The sequence below is a fragment of the Massilia sp. ST3 genome, from assembly GCF_018119405.1.
GTDB lineage: Bacteria > Pseudomonadota > Gammaproteobacteria > Burkholderiales > Burkholderiaceae_D > Telluria.
In genome coordinates this window covers 1-14,241 of sequence record NZ_JAGPWC010000068.1, presented here as the reverse complement: position 1 = coordinate 14,241, position 14,241 = coordinate 1, and the positions used below count along the sequence as shown (strand labels likewise).

Below are 14,241 nucleotides of genomic sequence, written 5' to 3'. Positions count from 1 at the left end.
CTTAGAACGGCAGCTCGGCGTCCGGCTTGGCCGCCAGGATCACGCGCTTGAAGTCGGCCTGGATGCGGGCCAGGGCGTCCGGCGTCTCGGCTTCGAAGCGCAGCACCACGACCGGCGTGGTGTTGGAGCCGCGCGCAAGGCCGAAGCCGTCCGGGTACTCGACGCGCAGGCCGTCGATGCCGACGATGCGTTCCGAGCCCGGGAAGGTGGCGTTCTGGCGCAGGCTGTCGATCAGCACGAAGTTCTCGCCTTCCTGCAGGTGCAGGTGCAGTTCCGGCGTGCTGCTCGCGATCGGCAGGCCGTTCAGCAGCTTCGAGGGATCCTGCTCGCGGGTCAGGATCTCGAGCATGCGCGCGCCGGCGTACAGGCCGTCGTCGAAACCGTACCAGCGGTCCTTGAAGAAGATGTGGCCGCTCATCTCGCCGCCCAGCGGGGCGCCGGTTTCCTTCAGCTTGGCCTTGACCAGCGAGTGGCCGGTCTTCCACATCAGCGCGCGGCCGCCGTGCTGCTCGATCCAGGGGCCGAGGTGGCGGGTGCACTTGACGTCGTACAGGATCTCGCCGCCCGGGTTGCGCGACAGGACGTCGGCCGCGAACAGCATCATCTGGCGGTCCGGGAAGATGATCTGGCCATCCTTGGTGACGATGCCGAGGCGGTCGCCGTCGCCGTCGAAGGCCAGGCCGATCTCGGCGTCGGTGTCCTGCAGCGACTTGATCAGGTCCTGCAGGTTTTCCGGGTGCGCCGGGTCCGGGTGGTGGTTCGGGAAGTGGCCGTCCACTTCGCAGAACAGCTCGACCACCTCGGCGCCCATGGCGCGGAACAGTTCGGGCGCGAAGGCGCCGGCCACGCCGTTGCCGCAGTCGACCGCGATCTTGATCGGGCGCGCCAGCTTGACGTCGCCGACGATGCGCTCGATGTAGGCGGCGCGGATGTCGTGGGTGGCATAGCCGCCGCGCTCCGCCGCGACCTTGCCGTCATACCTTGCGATGCTGTCGTGCAAAGCCAGGATGGCGTCGCCGTAGATCGCTTCGCCTGCCATGACCATCTTGAAACCGTTGTAATCCGGCGGATTGTGGCTGCCGGTGACCATGATGCCCGAGCGGGTGTCGAGCACGTTGGTGGCGAAATACACCATCGGGGTGGCGACCATCCCCAGGTCGACCACGTCCACGCCCGCATCGCGCAGGCCTTCGGCCAGGGCCGCGGTCAGCTCCGGGCCCGACAGGCGGCCGTCGCGGCCGATCACGACCTTGCGCTCTCCCTTGACCAGGGCGGCGGCGCCGAATGCGCGGCCGATGTGGCGCGCAATGCCGGCGTCCAGCGTCTTGCCGATGACGCCGCGGATGTCATAGGCTTTGAAGATCGTTTTGGAGAGTGCAACCATGTTCTTCCTTGGAATACGGGGGCGTGCATGCGCGGCGTCGGGGCCGTCGTCACTGCCGGTGTTGGGGGAATGACAAAAATGCTTGCTATTGTAACGGCAAGCGGGGCGCCATGGGTGCGAGCCAAAGGAAGCGAGGCAGCCTGCAAACGAACTTGGATTCCCGCCTTCGCGGGAATGACGTATTGAAGTAGCGGACTACGGAGTGGTCTCCAGCCTGCTCTTTTAGCACGTCATTCCCGCGAAGGCGGGAACCCAAGTTTGCAAGCGCAGCGACAAATCATTCGCAGCCGCGCACAAAGAAAACCGCCGGCTTAGGCCGGCGATTCAATCAAACACGCAGCTTGTCGATCGACTGGCCGCCTTCCACCCATTCCTTGACCCATTTCGGCTGGCGGCCGCGGCCGGTCCATTGCTGCGATGCGTTGTCCGGGTGACGATAACGCACGGCGACGGTATTACCCTTGCTGCTGCTGCGGCCGCTAGTGGCAAGCAGGTCTTTCAGGGGAACGCCGACGCTTTGCGCGATGGCCAGGATCTGCTCGCGCGCCTTTTGCACTTCCTGTACTTCGCGCTTCTTCATCTCCTGCTTGATTTGTTCCTGCAGGTTGCGCAAATCGCCAACAGACATATTCGACAGATCCATCATCGTTCCCTCGTACGTTAAGATTAAAAATAACCGCGGCGAAAACTCACCAAATGTCGCAATATACTAACATCAATACGTTTATGCTAGTCTCTCTTGTGAAAAAAAAGCCAGCGCGGAGACTTAAATCGAACAATACGTGCATACAACCAGAGGTAACTGATTATAAACAACAAGCAGAAGAACATTAGCATCACCGTGTTTTTCCAGAACACGGTGGCGGGAATCACGGCCATCAGTGAAAACAGCCATAAATAAGGCGAGGTACGCGCATTGCGTTTCATCAGAGCGCGTGCTTCGCGCCGCCCTACCGTCCAGCGCACGACACGACGAAATATCAGGCTGTGCAGGTGAATTCCATCCGGCATGGCAGGCGACTTACCGCGCACGAACATGCGGCGATAGGCCGAGAATATCGTTTCAAAAGCTGGATATATTAATAGCAATGCCGCATACCAGGTGGACACATCGGGATTACGGATTACCAGCATCAAGGTCAGTTCCCCCAGCAGGAAACCGATGAAATAGGCTCCGCCATCACCCAGGAAGATCAGCCCCACCGGATAATTCCAGACCAGGAAGCCCGCGGTGGCGCCGGCGACGATGAGGGCCGCCACCAGTACGAACATATCCCCTATCTGAAATGCCACATATGCCAGCGACATCAGCATGCAAATGCTGACCATGCTCGCCAGCCCATTAAAGCCGTCGATAATATTCACGGCATTCGCGATTCCCGCCACCGCCAGCACCGTCAGCGGCAAGACAATCCAGACCGCCTGCAAGGACATCGGTCCCCACGGCAAATCGATACGATCGATGCGCGCATGCAGCAGCCAATAAGCGAGCAGCGCGGCGAGCATCGTGAGCAGCAGCCGGCGCGATGGCGCGACCTGTCCCGTATAGTCTTCCACGATGCCGCCGGAAAGCGCGACCACGCCGCAGGCGATCAATGCGGCGAGCCACGGCCCCATCGCGGGCTCGCGGATCACCGATATCGCGGACGCGGCAATCACCGCGAGACAGATGGGCACCCCGCCAATGCGGGCGACGACATGGCTATGGAATTTCTGGACACCATCGATATCACTATCGAGCGCCATACCGTGTTTTTTGGCGAGCTTAATCACCAGCAGGGTCAGCACTGCGCAGGACAGGAAGCTGACGAAAAAAGAGAACATTTTTACCTATTTTTCCGGTGCACTTACGTGGAATAACCCGCTTCCGTTGACGGGGATTGAACTGCCACGGCACTCTTATCAAAGAGGAAATACTAACCCATTTTACCGGAATGGCCGAGTTATTCCTGCGCACACGCCTAAACATGCTCGGCCGGGTAGAAATAAGTCAAAAGAAGTGCGTTCGGAAAGCTAGCGCATGCACAGCGCAAGGTCGTCGCGCCAATCGGGAAGGCGGCAAAAACGATGGGTGAGTTTGGTGCAGTCCAGGCGCGAATTGCGCGGACGCGCAGCCGGCGCCGGATAGTCGCTGGATGCGATCGGGACGACACGGCAGTCCAATGCCCCCTCTTCCATGATTGCCCGGGCAAAACCGGCCCAGCTGGTTTCGCCCTGGGCGCTCAGGTGATAGGTGCCGCGGTTGTCGCGCCACCATTTAGCGCCGCCCAGCTGGGCCTGGACCAGGATATGGGCCGTGGTCTGGGCCACGGTGCGGCTCCAGGTCGGCGCCCCGAGCTGGTCGTCGACCACGCGCACTTCGCCGCGCTCGCCGGCAAGGCGCAGCATCGTGCGCAGGAAGTTATTGCCGCGCAGGCCGTACACCCAGCTGGTGCGCAGGATCAGGTAGGGCGCGCCGGACGACACGATGGCCTGCTCGCCCAGCAGCTTGGTCTCGCCATAGACGTTCAGCGGCCCGGTGCGGTCGCCTTCCGTATAGGGCGCGTCCTTGTCGCCGCTGAACACGTAATCGGTGGAAAAGTGGACCAGGGCCGCGCCGATCTCGCGCGCCTGCAGGGCCATCACGCCGGGTGCCTGGGCGTTGACGCGCAGCGCCAGCTCGGACTCGGTTTCCGCGCGGTCCACGGCCGTGTACGCGGCCGCATTCACGATCAGCTCGGGCTGGACGCTGCGGATGGCGTCGCGCACCTGGTCGAGGTCGGCCAGATCCAGGCGCTTGCGGTCACAGGCGACGATCTCGCCCAGGCCCTGCAGGCAGCGCAGCAGCTCGTAGCCGACCTGCCCGTCCGCGCCGGTGAGCAGGATCTTCACCGGAACACCTCGGCCTGCGCGAAGGGCGTGCCGACACGGTCCTTGGCGGACAGGATGGGCTCGCCTTCCAGGGGCCAGGCGATGCCGAGCGCCGCGTCGTTCCACAGCAGGGTGCGCTCATGCGCCGGCGACCAGTATTCGGTGGTCTTGTACAGGCATTCGGCTTCCTCGCTCAGGGTCAGGAAGCCATGCGCGCAGCCAGGCGGTACCCATAGCTGGCGCCGGTTCTCCGCGGAGAGCTCGGTACCGGTCCAGCGCCCGAAGCTGGGCGAGCCGGCGCGCAGGTCGACCACCACGTCGAACACGGCCCCGGCCACCACCCGCACGAGTTTGCCCTGCGGCACCTCGACCTGGTAGTGCAGGCCGCGCACGACGCGGCGGTGCGAGCGCGAATGGTTGTCCTGCACGAAGACAGGTTCGAAGCCAGTGGCCTCGCGGAAGCGGCGTGCGTTGTAGCTTTCGAAGAAGAAGCCGCGCTCGTCGCTGAAGACCTGCGGCTCGAGCAGCAGGACGCCGTCGAGCGCAGTCGGGATACATTTCATTTCGGAACCTTATCCCCCAGCACGCGCAGCAGGTACTGGCCGTAGCCGCTTTTCTTGAGCGGCTCCGCCAGCCGCTCCAGGGCCTCGGCGTCGATGTAGCCGCGCCGGTAGGCGACTTCTTCGGGCACGCCGATCTTGAGGCCCTGGCGGTGCTCGATGGTCGCGATGAATTGCGAGGCGTCGAGCAGCGAATCGCAGGTGCCGGTATCGAGCCAGGCAAAGCCGCGTCCCATCACCTCCACCTGCAGCCGGCCGGCATCGAGGTAGGCGCGGTTGACGTCGGTGATTTCCAGCTCGCCCCTGGCCGAAGGCCGGATCGAGGCCGCGATCTCGCTCGCCTGGCCGTCGTAGAAATACAGGCCGGTAACCGCATAGTTCGATTTTGGCTGGGCCGGCTTTTCCTCGATCGACAAGGCCTGGTAGTGGGCGTCGAACTCGACCACGCCGTAGCGCTGCGGATCGAGCACGTGATAGGCGAACACCGTGGCGCCCTGCTCCTGGGCGGTGGCGGCGGCCAGGCGCTGCTCCAGGCCGTGGCCGTAGTAAAGATTGTCGCCCAGGATCAGGGCCGACGGCCCGCCGTTCACGAAGTGGCGCCCGATCAGGTAGGCCTGGGCCAGCCCTTCCGGCGCCGGTTGTTCGGCATACTGCAGGTTCAGGCCCCACTGGCTGCCGTCGCCCAGCAGTTCCTGGAAGCGCGGCAAGTCCTGGGGAGTGCAGATGACCAGGATGTCGCAGATACCCGCCAGCATCAGGGTCGTCAGCGGGTAATAGATCATCGGCTTGTCGTAGACCGGCAGCAGCTGCTTGGACACGGCCACCGTGATCGGATACAGCCGGGTGCCCGAGCCGCCCGCCAGGATGATGCCGCGGCGCTTCGCGGCGCTAGTATTCATGGCGCTTCTCCCCGCTGGCCGTAGTTGCGCTCCACCCACTCCAGGTAGGCCCCGCTCTGGACATGGGCGACCCAGTCCTGGTGCGCCAGGTACCAGCGCACCGTGTCTTCCAGGCCGGCGGCGAAATCGCGGGCCGGGCGCCAGCCCAGCTCGCGCTCGATCTTGCGCGCGTCGATCGCATAGCGCCGGTCGTGGCCGGGGCGATCGGCCACGAAGGCAATCTGTTCGCGCCGGCTCCTGGCGGCGGGCCTGAGCCGGTCCAGGATATCGCACAGTGTGCCGACCACGTCGAGGTTGGCCATTTCGCTCGCGCCGCCCACGTTGTACACCTCGCCCGGGCGTCCCGCTTCGAGCACGCGCCGGATCGCGGCGCAATGGTCGCCCACGTACAGCCAGTCGCGCACCTGCCGGCCGTCGCCATACACCGGCAGCGGCTTGCCCGCGAGTGCATTGGCGATCATCAGCGGAATCAGCTTTTCCGGGAACTGGTAAGGGCCGTAGTTGTTCGAGCAGTTGGTGGTCAGGGTCGGCAGGCCGTAGGTGTGGTGGTAGGCGCGCACGAGATGGTCCGAGGCGGCCTTCGAGGCCGCGTAGGGACTGTTGGGCGCGTAGGCCGTGGTTTCGCTGAAGGGCGGGTCCTGCGGACCCAGGGTGCCGTAGACTTCGTCGGTCGACACGTGCAGGAAGCGGAAATCCGCCCGCGCGGCCCCGTCCAGCGTGGCGGCATGGACGCGCGCGGCCTCCAGCAAGGACAAGGTGCCCTGGACGTTGGTCTGCACGAACTGGCGCGGCGCATGGATCGAGCGGTCGACGTGGCTCTCGGCGGCGAAGTGCAGGATCGCGCGCGGCTGGTAGCGGCGCAGCAGATCGGCCACCAGCTCGCCGTCGCCGATGTCGCCGCGCACGAACACGTGGCGCGCGTCGCCCTGCAGGCTGGCCAGGTTTTCCAGGTTGCCCGCATAGGTAAGCTTGTCCAGGTTCAGGACCGGCTCGTCGCACCGGGCCAGCCAGTCGAGGACAAAGTTTGCCCCGATAAAACCCGCACCGCCAGTGACCAAAATCATTTAGTATCCGCCAAAGCAATGAGTTTACCGGCAATTCTACGTGAACTCGCCCCCAACCATAGCCTAGAACAAGAACATGAAGACCTATGCCATCGGCGACCTGCAGGGTTGCGCGCACGAAGCCCAGCTCCTGCTGGAGTGCATTCGCGAGCATGCGAAAGGCGACGCGCGCATCCTGTTCGTGGGCGACCTGATCAACCGCGGCCCGGATTCGCTCACCGCGCTGCGCCGCATGAAGGCCTTGTCCGAAGCCAGCGAGGGCCGGATCGAGGCCCTGCTCGGCAATCACGACCTGCACCTGATCGCGGTGGCGGTGGGCGCCCAGCGCACCAGCCGCTCCGACACCCTGGACGCGATCCTGGCCGCCCCCGACCGCGACGAACTGATCGACTGGCTGCGGCGGCGGCCGCTGGCGCTGTTCGTCGACGCCCACCTGCTGGTGCACGCCGGCGTGGCGCCGCAGTGGGACGTGGCCCAGACCATGGCGCTGGCCGGCGAAGTGGAAGCCGTGCTGCGCGGCGAAGGCTGGATCGACTTCCTGCGCCAGATGTACGGCAACGAGCCGAACCGCTGGGACGACAGCCTGGCCGGCATCGACCGGCTGCGCTGCATCGTCAATGCGCTGACGCGCATGCGCCTGTGCCAGCCGGACGGCAGCATGGATTTCCTGCACAAGGAAAGCGAGAACGGGCCGGGAGGATCGGGACTGGTCCCGTGGTTCGACCTGCCCGAGCGGCGCACGCAGAACGTGACAGTGGTGTTCGGGCACTGGTCGGCGCTGGGGCTGGTGCTGCGGCCGAACCTGGTGGGGCTGGACAGCGGCTGCGTGTGGGGCGGGAAGCTGACGGCGGTGTGCCTGGACGACCGCTCGCTGCTGCAGGTGGATTGTCCGGAATATCGGGAGCATGGCGGCAAGAAGTGATGCGTCGATCGGCCGCTATCGGCGCGTGGACGGCAGAGCCGTCCACCCTACAGCATGTGATGTAGGGTGGACGGGGTATTTCAGGCCAGCGGCCTGAAATACGAACGTCCACGCGGCGATAGTTACCGGCCGAACAGCCATTGCGGCCGATCTCGCCCCGCCTATCCCCGCGTCGGCGGCGAAGCCGCCAACCCTACCGTGATCGCATCCTGCGCGGCTTGCGCCAATTCGCGCCGGTGCGCGCCTGCGCCATCGAGCGGCGCCAGGCAGGCCAGGCGCGCCCGCACCGGCGGCCCTTGCAGCACCGCGAACAGGCTGTCGACGAAGGTGACGTCGCCCACGTAGTCGATCGACGGATGATAAGCCCCCGCCTCGTCCACATAGGCCAGCGCATACGGCTGCACCGCCACCTTGGCATCGATCGCCGCCTCGAACAGGTTGGCGTGAAAAGGCAGCACCTCGCCCTGCCGGGACACGGTCCCCTCCGGGAAGAACGCCACCCGCTGCCCCTGTTGCAGCACCTCGACCAGGCCCTTGAAGATGTGGCGCAGCTCGCGCCGGTTGCCGCGCGCGATGAACACGGTGCCGGCGGCCGCGGCCAGCCAGCCCAGCACCGGCCAGGCGCGGATCTCGGCCTTGGCCACGAAGCGGCAGGGGTGCAGCGCGTTGATCACGAAGATGTCGAGCCAGGACACATGGTTGGCCACGATCAGGGCATGCTCCAGCACCGGCGCGCCGGGCGCCTGCTCGACCTCGATGCGGCATTGCCTGAGCAGGCGGCGCGACCAGGAACGGGTCAGGCGCTCGCGCAGGCGCTGCGAGGCCAGCGGGAATACGAGCGCGGACGTGGCCAGGCCCTCGAGCAGGTGGACGACGACGCGCGCAAGGCGCCAGGCGAGGCGGATCTTCAAGACAGGAAACGGTGAAAACGGCCACGCGGACGCCAGGTCCGCGTGGCCATGAACGGATCAGCGCTGGAAAGCGAGCTGTCCGCGCACGATGGTGGTCTTGACCTGGCCAGCCAGCTCATAACCGAGGAAAGGCGTGTGCTTGCCCTGGCTGGCCAGCGCGGAGCGCTCGACCTTCCAGCGCAGGTCCGGGTCGAACAGCACCACGTCGGCCGAGGCGCCCACCGACAGCGTGCCAGCCGGCAGGCCGGCGATGCGCGCCGCGTCATGCGTCACCTTGGCGACCGCGCGTGACAGTCCATCGGCGCCGCGCTGGTCCTCCGCCCACTTGAGCATCAGGGCGAGCAGCAGTTCCAGGCCGGTGGCGCCGGGCGAGGCTTCGCCGAAAGGCAGCAGCTTCTCGTCGTCGTCGACCGGGGTGTGGTCGGAGCAGACCGCATCCACGGTCCCGTCCAGCAGGCCCGCATGGATCGCGTCACGGTCGCGCTGGGCGCGCAGCGGCGGGGTGAAGCGGGCGTTGGAATCGAAGAAGCCGATGTCGGCGTCGGTCATGTGCAGGTGGTGCACGCCGACGTCGCAGGTCACCGGCAGGCCTTCCTTCTTGGCGGCCCTGATCAGTTCCAGGCCGGCGGCGGACGAGATGCGGCACAGGTGCACGCGAGCGCCCGTGGCGCGCATCAGTTCGAAGATGGTGTGCAGGGCGATGGTCTCGGACATCACCGGCACGCCCGACAGGCCCAGGCGCGAGGCCAGCGGGCCGCTGTGGGCCACGCCGCCGCGGCCGATGTGCGGGTCCTGCGGGCGCAGCCAGACGGTGTAGCCGAAGGTCTTGGCGTACTGCATGGCGCGCAGCAGGACGGTGGTGTCGAGGACCGGTTCCTCGGCCTGGGCGAAGCCGATGCAGCCGGCTTCGGTCAGCTCGGCCATCTCGGTCAGGGCCTGGCCCTTGAGGCCGACGGTGAGCGCGCCCAGGGGGTGCACATGGGCCTGGTTCAGGATGCGCGCGCGGTGCTTGAGCATTTCCACCAGGCCCGGTTCGTCGAGCACCGGGTCGGTGTCGGGCGGGCATACCAGGGTGGTCACGCCGCCCTGCATCGCCGCCTGCATTTCCGATTCCAGGGTGGCCTTGTATTCGTAGCCCGGCTCGCGCAGGCGGGCCGAGAGGTCGACCAGGCCGGGCGCGACCACCAGGCCGTCAGCAGCTATGGTGTGGTCGGCCTCAAAGCCCGCGGGGGCCGTGCCCACGCCGGCGATCTTGCCGTCCGCAATGAAGAGATCCCTGGTTTCGTCGATGCCGTTCGCCGGGTCGACCAGGCGCCCGTTCTTGATATGAAGTTTCATCCGTGGGTTCCTGCCAAAATGCTCATCACTGCCATGCGTACCGCGATACCGAAGGTGACCTGCGGGAGGATCACCGCCTGGCTGCCGTCGGCCACCGCCGAATCGATTTCCACGCCGCGGTTCATTGGCCCCGGGTGCATCACGATGGCGTCCGGCTTGGCCAGCGCCAGGCGTTCCGGGGTCAGGCCGTAGCTCTTGAAGTATTCCTGCGCCGAAGGCAACAGCGCGCCGCTCATGCGTTCGTTCTGCAGGCGCAGCATGATGATGACGTCGACGTCCTTCAGGCCTTCGTCCATGTTGGTGAACAGGCGCACGCCCATCTGCTCCAGGCCGCCCGGCAGCAGGGTGTGCGGGCCGATGGCGCGCACTTCCGGCACGCCCAGCGTGGTCAGGGCATGGATGTCCGAGCGCGCCACGCGGCTGTGCAGGATGTCACCCACGATGGCCACGCGCAGGTTGGTGAAATCCTTCTTGTAGTGGCGGATCGTGTACATGTCGAGCAGGCCCTGGGTCGGGTGCGCGTGGCGGCCGTCGCCGGCGTTCACCACGTGCACGTGCGACTGGCCGCTCTCGTTCAGGTGCTTGGCGATCAGGTAGGGCGCGCCCGACTGCGCGTGGCGCACCACGAACATGTCGGCGTGCATGGCCGACAGGTTGTCGATGGTGTCGAGCAGCGACTCGCCCTTGGTGGTCGACGAGGCCTGGATGTTCAGGTTGATGACGTCGGCCGACAGGCGCTTGGAGGCGATCTCGAAGGTCGTGCGGGTGCGGGTCGAGTTTTCGAAGAACAGGTTGAACACGCTCTTGCCGCGCATGAGCGGAACCTTCTTCACTTCGCGGTCGGAGATGCCGACGAAGCTCGACGCGGTGTCGAGGATGTGGTCGATGTGCGACTTCTTCAGTCCCTCGATGGTGAGCAGGTGCTGCAGCTCGCCGTGTTTGTTCAATTGCGGATTAAGCATGTTCTTCTTCGATGGTGAGCGAGAGCTGGCCGGACGCATCGCGCTGCAGGCACAGGGACTGGTTGGGCGCGAGCGTGGCGCGGGTGCCGACGAAGTCGGCGGCCACCGGCAGCTCGCGGCCGCCGCGGTCGGCCAGGGCCGCAAGCCTGATGCAGGCCGGGCGGCCGTAGTCGAACAGGACGTTGATCGCGGCGCGCGTGGTGCGGCCGGTCTGCAGCACGTCGTCGACCAGCACGATGGTGGCGCCATCGACCGGGAAGCGGATGTGGGTCGGCTTCACGTCCGGGTGCAGGCCCTTCTTGGCATAGTCGTCGCGGTAGAACGAGACGTCGATCGAGCCCAGGCGATTGGTCAGGTCGAGGTCGCGCGCGAGGCGTTCCGCCAGCCAGGCGCCGCCGGAATGGATGCCGACGATGGCGGCGTCGGATACGCCGTCCAGGCCGGCCCGGACCTGGGATAGCAGCTCGCGGTAGAGCGCCTCCGCATCGAAGTCGTGGTTAGATGTTGGCATGATCGTCAAAGTATTGTTGCAAAATGATGGCGGCCGCCTTGGCGTCGATGACTTCGCCGCGCTTGGCCTGGATGACGGCGGAGGAATAGCGCTCGTCGATCAGGTCGACTGGCAGGTTGAAGCGGCCATGAAGCTGGTTGGCGAAACGCCGGCTGCGCAGGGTCATGTCGTGCTCGGCGCCATCCGGATGGCGCGGCTCGCCCACGATGAGGCGCGCCGGGCGCCATTGTTCGATCAGTTCGCCAATGACCTGGAAGCGGGTCGCGTTATCGACCGCCTTGATGACGGTCAAGGGCTGGGCCTGTCCCGTCAGTGTGTTTCCCATTGCAATGCCGATCCGCTTGACGCCGAAGTCGAACCCGAAAACGATGTCAACCATGTAGATCGAGCACCTCGAAAAACCGGCCGTCAAGCATGGCCGGCTTCGGTTGCGAGCATCAACGGGTCGATTCCCAGGAGTTTGATGGCGGCGGTATAGCGTTCCTCGATCGGCAGCTCGAACAGCACGCGCGCGTCGGCGCCCACGGTCAGCCAGCCGTTGCGGGAGAGTTCTTCCTCGAGCTGGCCGGGGCTCCAGCCGGCGTAGCCGATGGACACCAGCATGCGCTTGGGCCCGGCGCCGCTGGCGACGGCCTCGAGCACGTCGATCGAGGTGGTGAAGGCGACTTCGTCGGTGACGTTGAGCGAGGACGAGTAGCGCCCGCCCGGCGAATGCAGCACGAAGCCGCGGTCGTCCTGGACCGGGCCGCCGAACATGATCGGCTCTTCGGTCACGCTCGAGCGCAGGCCTTCGGCCAGCTTCAGGTCGATGCGGTCGAACAGCACGTCCATGGTCATGTCGGTCGGCTTGTTGATGACCACGCCGAGCACGCCTTTCTCATTGTGCTCGCAGACGTAGACGACGGTGCCGCCGAAGATGGGATCCTGGATCGATGGCATAGCAATCAGGAAATGATTGGCCAGGTTCAGGCCCGAGGGTGCGGGACCGGGCCGCGCCTGCGTATCGTCCTGCGGCGGCATGCCGGGCATCGGTAGAGTTTTGCCAACTTTGCTTTTTTTCATACGCGTACTCTCACAGGGCTCACTCTGGTTGAACGATCGCTCGGTATCCAGGCTACAACATTAAGCTTTTCGTTAGTTTACACTGAATTGGCCGGACAGCTCTTGAAGCGTCTCCACCCGGGTGCTGTCAGACATTCCCGCAGCGGCCGATCCGCTCCCGCTCTGACCGAACACATGATGATGAAAATAAGCAATTCCTTGGTCTGGTTCCGCCGCGATCTGCGCGCCTTCGACCACGCCGCCCTGTATGAGGCACTGGCCGGGGCACGGGCCGGGGCGGCCCATGTCTACTGCGCCTTCATCTACGATACCGACATCCTGGATGCCCTGCCGCGTGACGACGCCCGCCTGCGCTTCATCCATGCCAGCCTGGCCAGCCTGGACGCCGGGCTGCGCCGTCTGGGCGGCTGCCTGATCGTGCGCCATGGGCGCGCGGTCGAAGCGATTCCCGCGCTGGCAAGCGAGCTGGACGTGGAAACCGTCCATGTCAACACCGATTATGAGCCCAGTGCCGTGGAACGCGACGCACTGGTGGCCGAGCAGCTGGCCCGGCAGGGGAAAAGCTTGCTCAGCCACAAGGATCAGGTGATTTTCGAGAAGGACGAGGTGCTGACCCTTGCCGGGCAGCCATTCTCGGTCTTTACCCCGTACAAGAACGCCTGGCTCAAGCGCCTGGCCGCCAGGCCCGAGACCCTGGCGGCCTATCCGGTCGACAGCCTGGCCCACGCGCTTGCACCGGCGCCGGGCCCGTCCGCCCTGCCCCCGCTCGCCGCCATCGGCTTCGAGGACGGCGCGCCCCCATTGCCGGCCGGCATGGAAGGCGCGGAACAGCTGTTCGAGGCCTTCCTGGAAGACATCGCCGATTACGGGCGCGCGCGCGACTTCCCGGCCGAGGACGCGACCTCGCGCCTGTCCGCCCACTTGCGCTTCGGCACCACCTCGATCCGCCACCTGGTGCGCACGGCGCGCCAGCTGATCGATGCCGGCGCGGGCGGCGCCGGGGCCACCACCTGGCTGTCGGAACTGATCTGGCGCGACTTCTACGCCATGATCCTGGACCGCCATCCGCGGGTAGCGACGCGCGCCTTCAAGCCGGCCTTCGATGCCGTGCGCTGGGAGGAAGGGCCGGAGGCGGAGGAACTGTTCGCGGCCTGGTGCGAGGGACGCACCGGCTATCCGCTGGTGGATGCGGCCATGGCCCAACTGAACCGCACGGGCTTCATGCACAACCGCCTGCGCATGGTGACGGCCAGCTTCCTGGTCAAGGACCTCGGGATCGACTGGCGCCGCGGGGAGCGCTATTTCGCGCTCAAGCTGAACGATTACGACCTGGCCTCGAACAACGGCGGCTGGCAGTGGGCGGCCTCGACCGGGTGCGACGCGCAGCCGTGGTTCAGGATCTTCAATCCGGTGACGCAGTCGCAGAAGTTCGACGCCAAGGGGGAGTTCATCCGGCGCTGGGTGCCGCAGCTGGCCAGGCTGGATGCGAAGGAGATCCATGCGCCGTGGGCGCTGGCGCCTGAAAAGCTGGCGGAGAAAGGGGTGGTGCTGGGGGAGAGCTATCCTTGGCCGGTTGTCGATCATGACAAGGCGAGGAAGCGGACGCTGGAGAGGTTTGGTGTGGTGAAAAAAGAGAGTTAGTGGTGTGCGGGCAAACTTGGGTCCCGGCCTTCGCCGGGACGACGTTTACACGCAACGAACCACGATCACATTTTTCGGCCCGCCCCCTTCGAACGTCGTCCCCGCGCAGGCCGGGACCCAAGTTCGTCGAGCAGCCG

At 65.6% G+C, this 14,241-nt stretch carries 15 protein-coding genes; 2 read left to right on the top strand and 13 right to left on the bottom strand.

Translation table 11 applies throughout. The annotated features are described in order from the left end of the window. Position 1: 1 nt before the first annotated feature. The 7 genes from KBW98_RS19230 to rfbB form a co-directional block, all read right to left on the bottom strand. Positions 2-1,384, bottom strand: coding sequence for a phosphomannomutase/phosphoglucomutase (locus tag KBW98_RS19230; RefSeq protein WP_211521776.1), 1,383 nt, complete (start codon positions 1,382-1,384; stop codon positions 2-4). Between the two features lie 328 nt (positions 1,385-1,712). Then, entirely contained in the window at positions 1,713-2,027 is a 315-nt protein-coding gene (locus tag KBW98_RS19225; RefSeq protein WP_211521789.1) for an H-NS family nucleoid-associated regulatory protein, read from the bottom strand. Between the two features lie 86 nt (positions 2,028-2,113). Beyond that, positions 2,114-3,208: a glycosyltransferase family 4 protein gene (locus tag KBW98_RS19220; protein WP_211521775.1), complete on the bottom strand. Its 1,095-nt coding sequence runs from the start codon at positions 3,206-3,208 to the stop codon at positions 2,114-2,116. 189 nt (positions 3,209-3,397) lie between these two features. Next, the gene (gene rfbD, locus KBW98_RS19215; RefSeq protein WP_211521774.1) at positions 3,398-4,255 is read right to left on the bottom strand and encodes a dTDP-4-dehydrorhamnose reductase; all 858 of its coding nucleotides are present in this window, start codon (positions 4,253-4,255) and stop codon (positions 3,398-3,400) included. Next, complete coding sequence (rfbC, locus tag KBW98_RS19210; RefSeq protein ID WP_211521773.1) at positions 4,252-4,797, bottom strand: dTDP-4-dehydrorhamnose 3,5-epimerase; 546 nt, start codon at positions 4,795-4,797, stop codon at positions 4,252-4,254. Before rfbC ends, rfbD begins: the two co-directional genes overlap by 4 nt. After that, on the bottom strand, positions 4,794-5,693 hold the full coding sequence (rfbA, locus tag KBW98_RS19205; protein ID WP_211521772.1) for a glucose-1-phosphate thymidylyltransferase RfbA: 900 nt from the start codon (positions 5,691-5,693) through the stop codon (positions 4,794-4,796). The genes rfbC and rfbA overlap by 4 nt, the downstream gene beginning before the upstream one ends. Beyond that, entirely contained in the window at positions 5,690-6,757 is a 1,068-nt protein-coding gene (gene rfbB, locus KBW98_RS19200; RefSeq protein ID WP_211521771.1) for a dTDP-glucose 4,6-dehydratase, read from the bottom strand. The genes rfbA and rfbB overlap by 4 nt, the downstream gene beginning before the upstream one ends. Before the next feature lie 76 nt (positions 6,758-6,833). Between rfbB and KBW98_RS19195 the strand changes: the two genes are divergently transcribed. Further along, complete coding sequence (locus tag KBW98_RS19195) at positions 6,834-7,679, top strand: symmetrical bis(5'-nucleosyl)-tetraphosphatase (protein WP_211521770.1); 846 nt, start codon at positions 6,834-6,836, stop codon at positions 7,677-7,679. Positions 7,680-7,840: 161 nt separating this feature from the next. On the opposite strand, the gene KBW98_RS19190 is transcribed toward KBW98_RS19195, so the two are convergent. From KBW98_RS19190 to KBW98_RS19165, 6 genes are read right to left on the bottom strand one after another with little or no spacing between them, the layout of a single operon-like run. Next, on the bottom strand, positions 7,841-8,590 hold the full coding sequence (locus KBW98_RS19190) for a 1-acyl-sn-glycerol-3-phosphate acyltransferase (RefSeq protein ID WP_211521769.1): 750 nt from the start codon (positions 8,588-8,590) through the stop codon (positions 7,841-7,843). Positions 8,591-8,647: 57 nt separating this feature from the next. Then, entirely contained in the window at positions 8,648-9,928 is a 1,281-nt protein-coding gene (locus KBW98_RS19185) for a dihydroorotase (RefSeq protein ID WP_211521768.1), read from the bottom strand. Beyond that, on the bottom strand, positions 9,925-10,890 hold the full coding sequence (locus tag KBW98_RS19180; RefSeq protein WP_211521767.1) for an aspartate carbamoyltransferase catalytic subunit: 966 nt from the start codon (positions 10,888-10,890) through the stop codon (positions 9,925-9,927). Before KBW98_RS19180 ends, KBW98_RS19185 begins: the two co-directional genes overlap by 4 nt. Then, positions 10,883-11,401 (bottom strand): bifunctional pyr operon transcriptional regulator/uracil phosphoribosyltransferase PyrR, encoded by a 519-nt coding sequence (gene pyrR, locus KBW98_RS19175; RefSeq protein WP_211521766.1) that lies wholly within the window; start codon positions 11,399-11,401, stop codon positions 10,883-10,885. The genes KBW98_RS19180 and pyrR overlap by 8 nt, the downstream gene beginning before the upstream one ends. Next, positions 11,388-11,780, bottom strand: coding sequence for a Holliday junction resolvase RuvX (ruvX, locus tag KBW98_RS19170; RefSeq protein WP_211521765.1), 393 nt, complete (start codon positions 11,778-11,780; stop codon positions 11,388-11,390). The genes pyrR and ruvX overlap by 14 nt, the downstream gene beginning before the upstream one ends. Positions 11,781-11,809: 29 nt before the next feature. After that, positions 11,810-12,421 (bottom strand): YqgE/AlgH family protein, encoded by a 612-nt coding sequence (locus tag KBW98_RS19165; RefSeq protein ID WP_211521764.1) that lies wholly within the window; start codon positions 12,419-12,421, stop codon positions 11,810-11,812. A gap of 222 nt (positions 12,422-12,643) precedes the next feature. Between KBW98_RS19165 and KBW98_RS19160 the strand changes: the two genes are divergently transcribed. Then, complete coding sequence (locus KBW98_RS19160; RefSeq protein ID WP_211521788.1) at positions 12,644-14,104, top strand: deoxyribodipyrimidine photo-lyase; 1,461 nt, start codon at positions 12,644-12,646, stop codon at positions 14,102-14,104. Positions 14,105-14,241 lie beyond the last annotated feature (137 nt).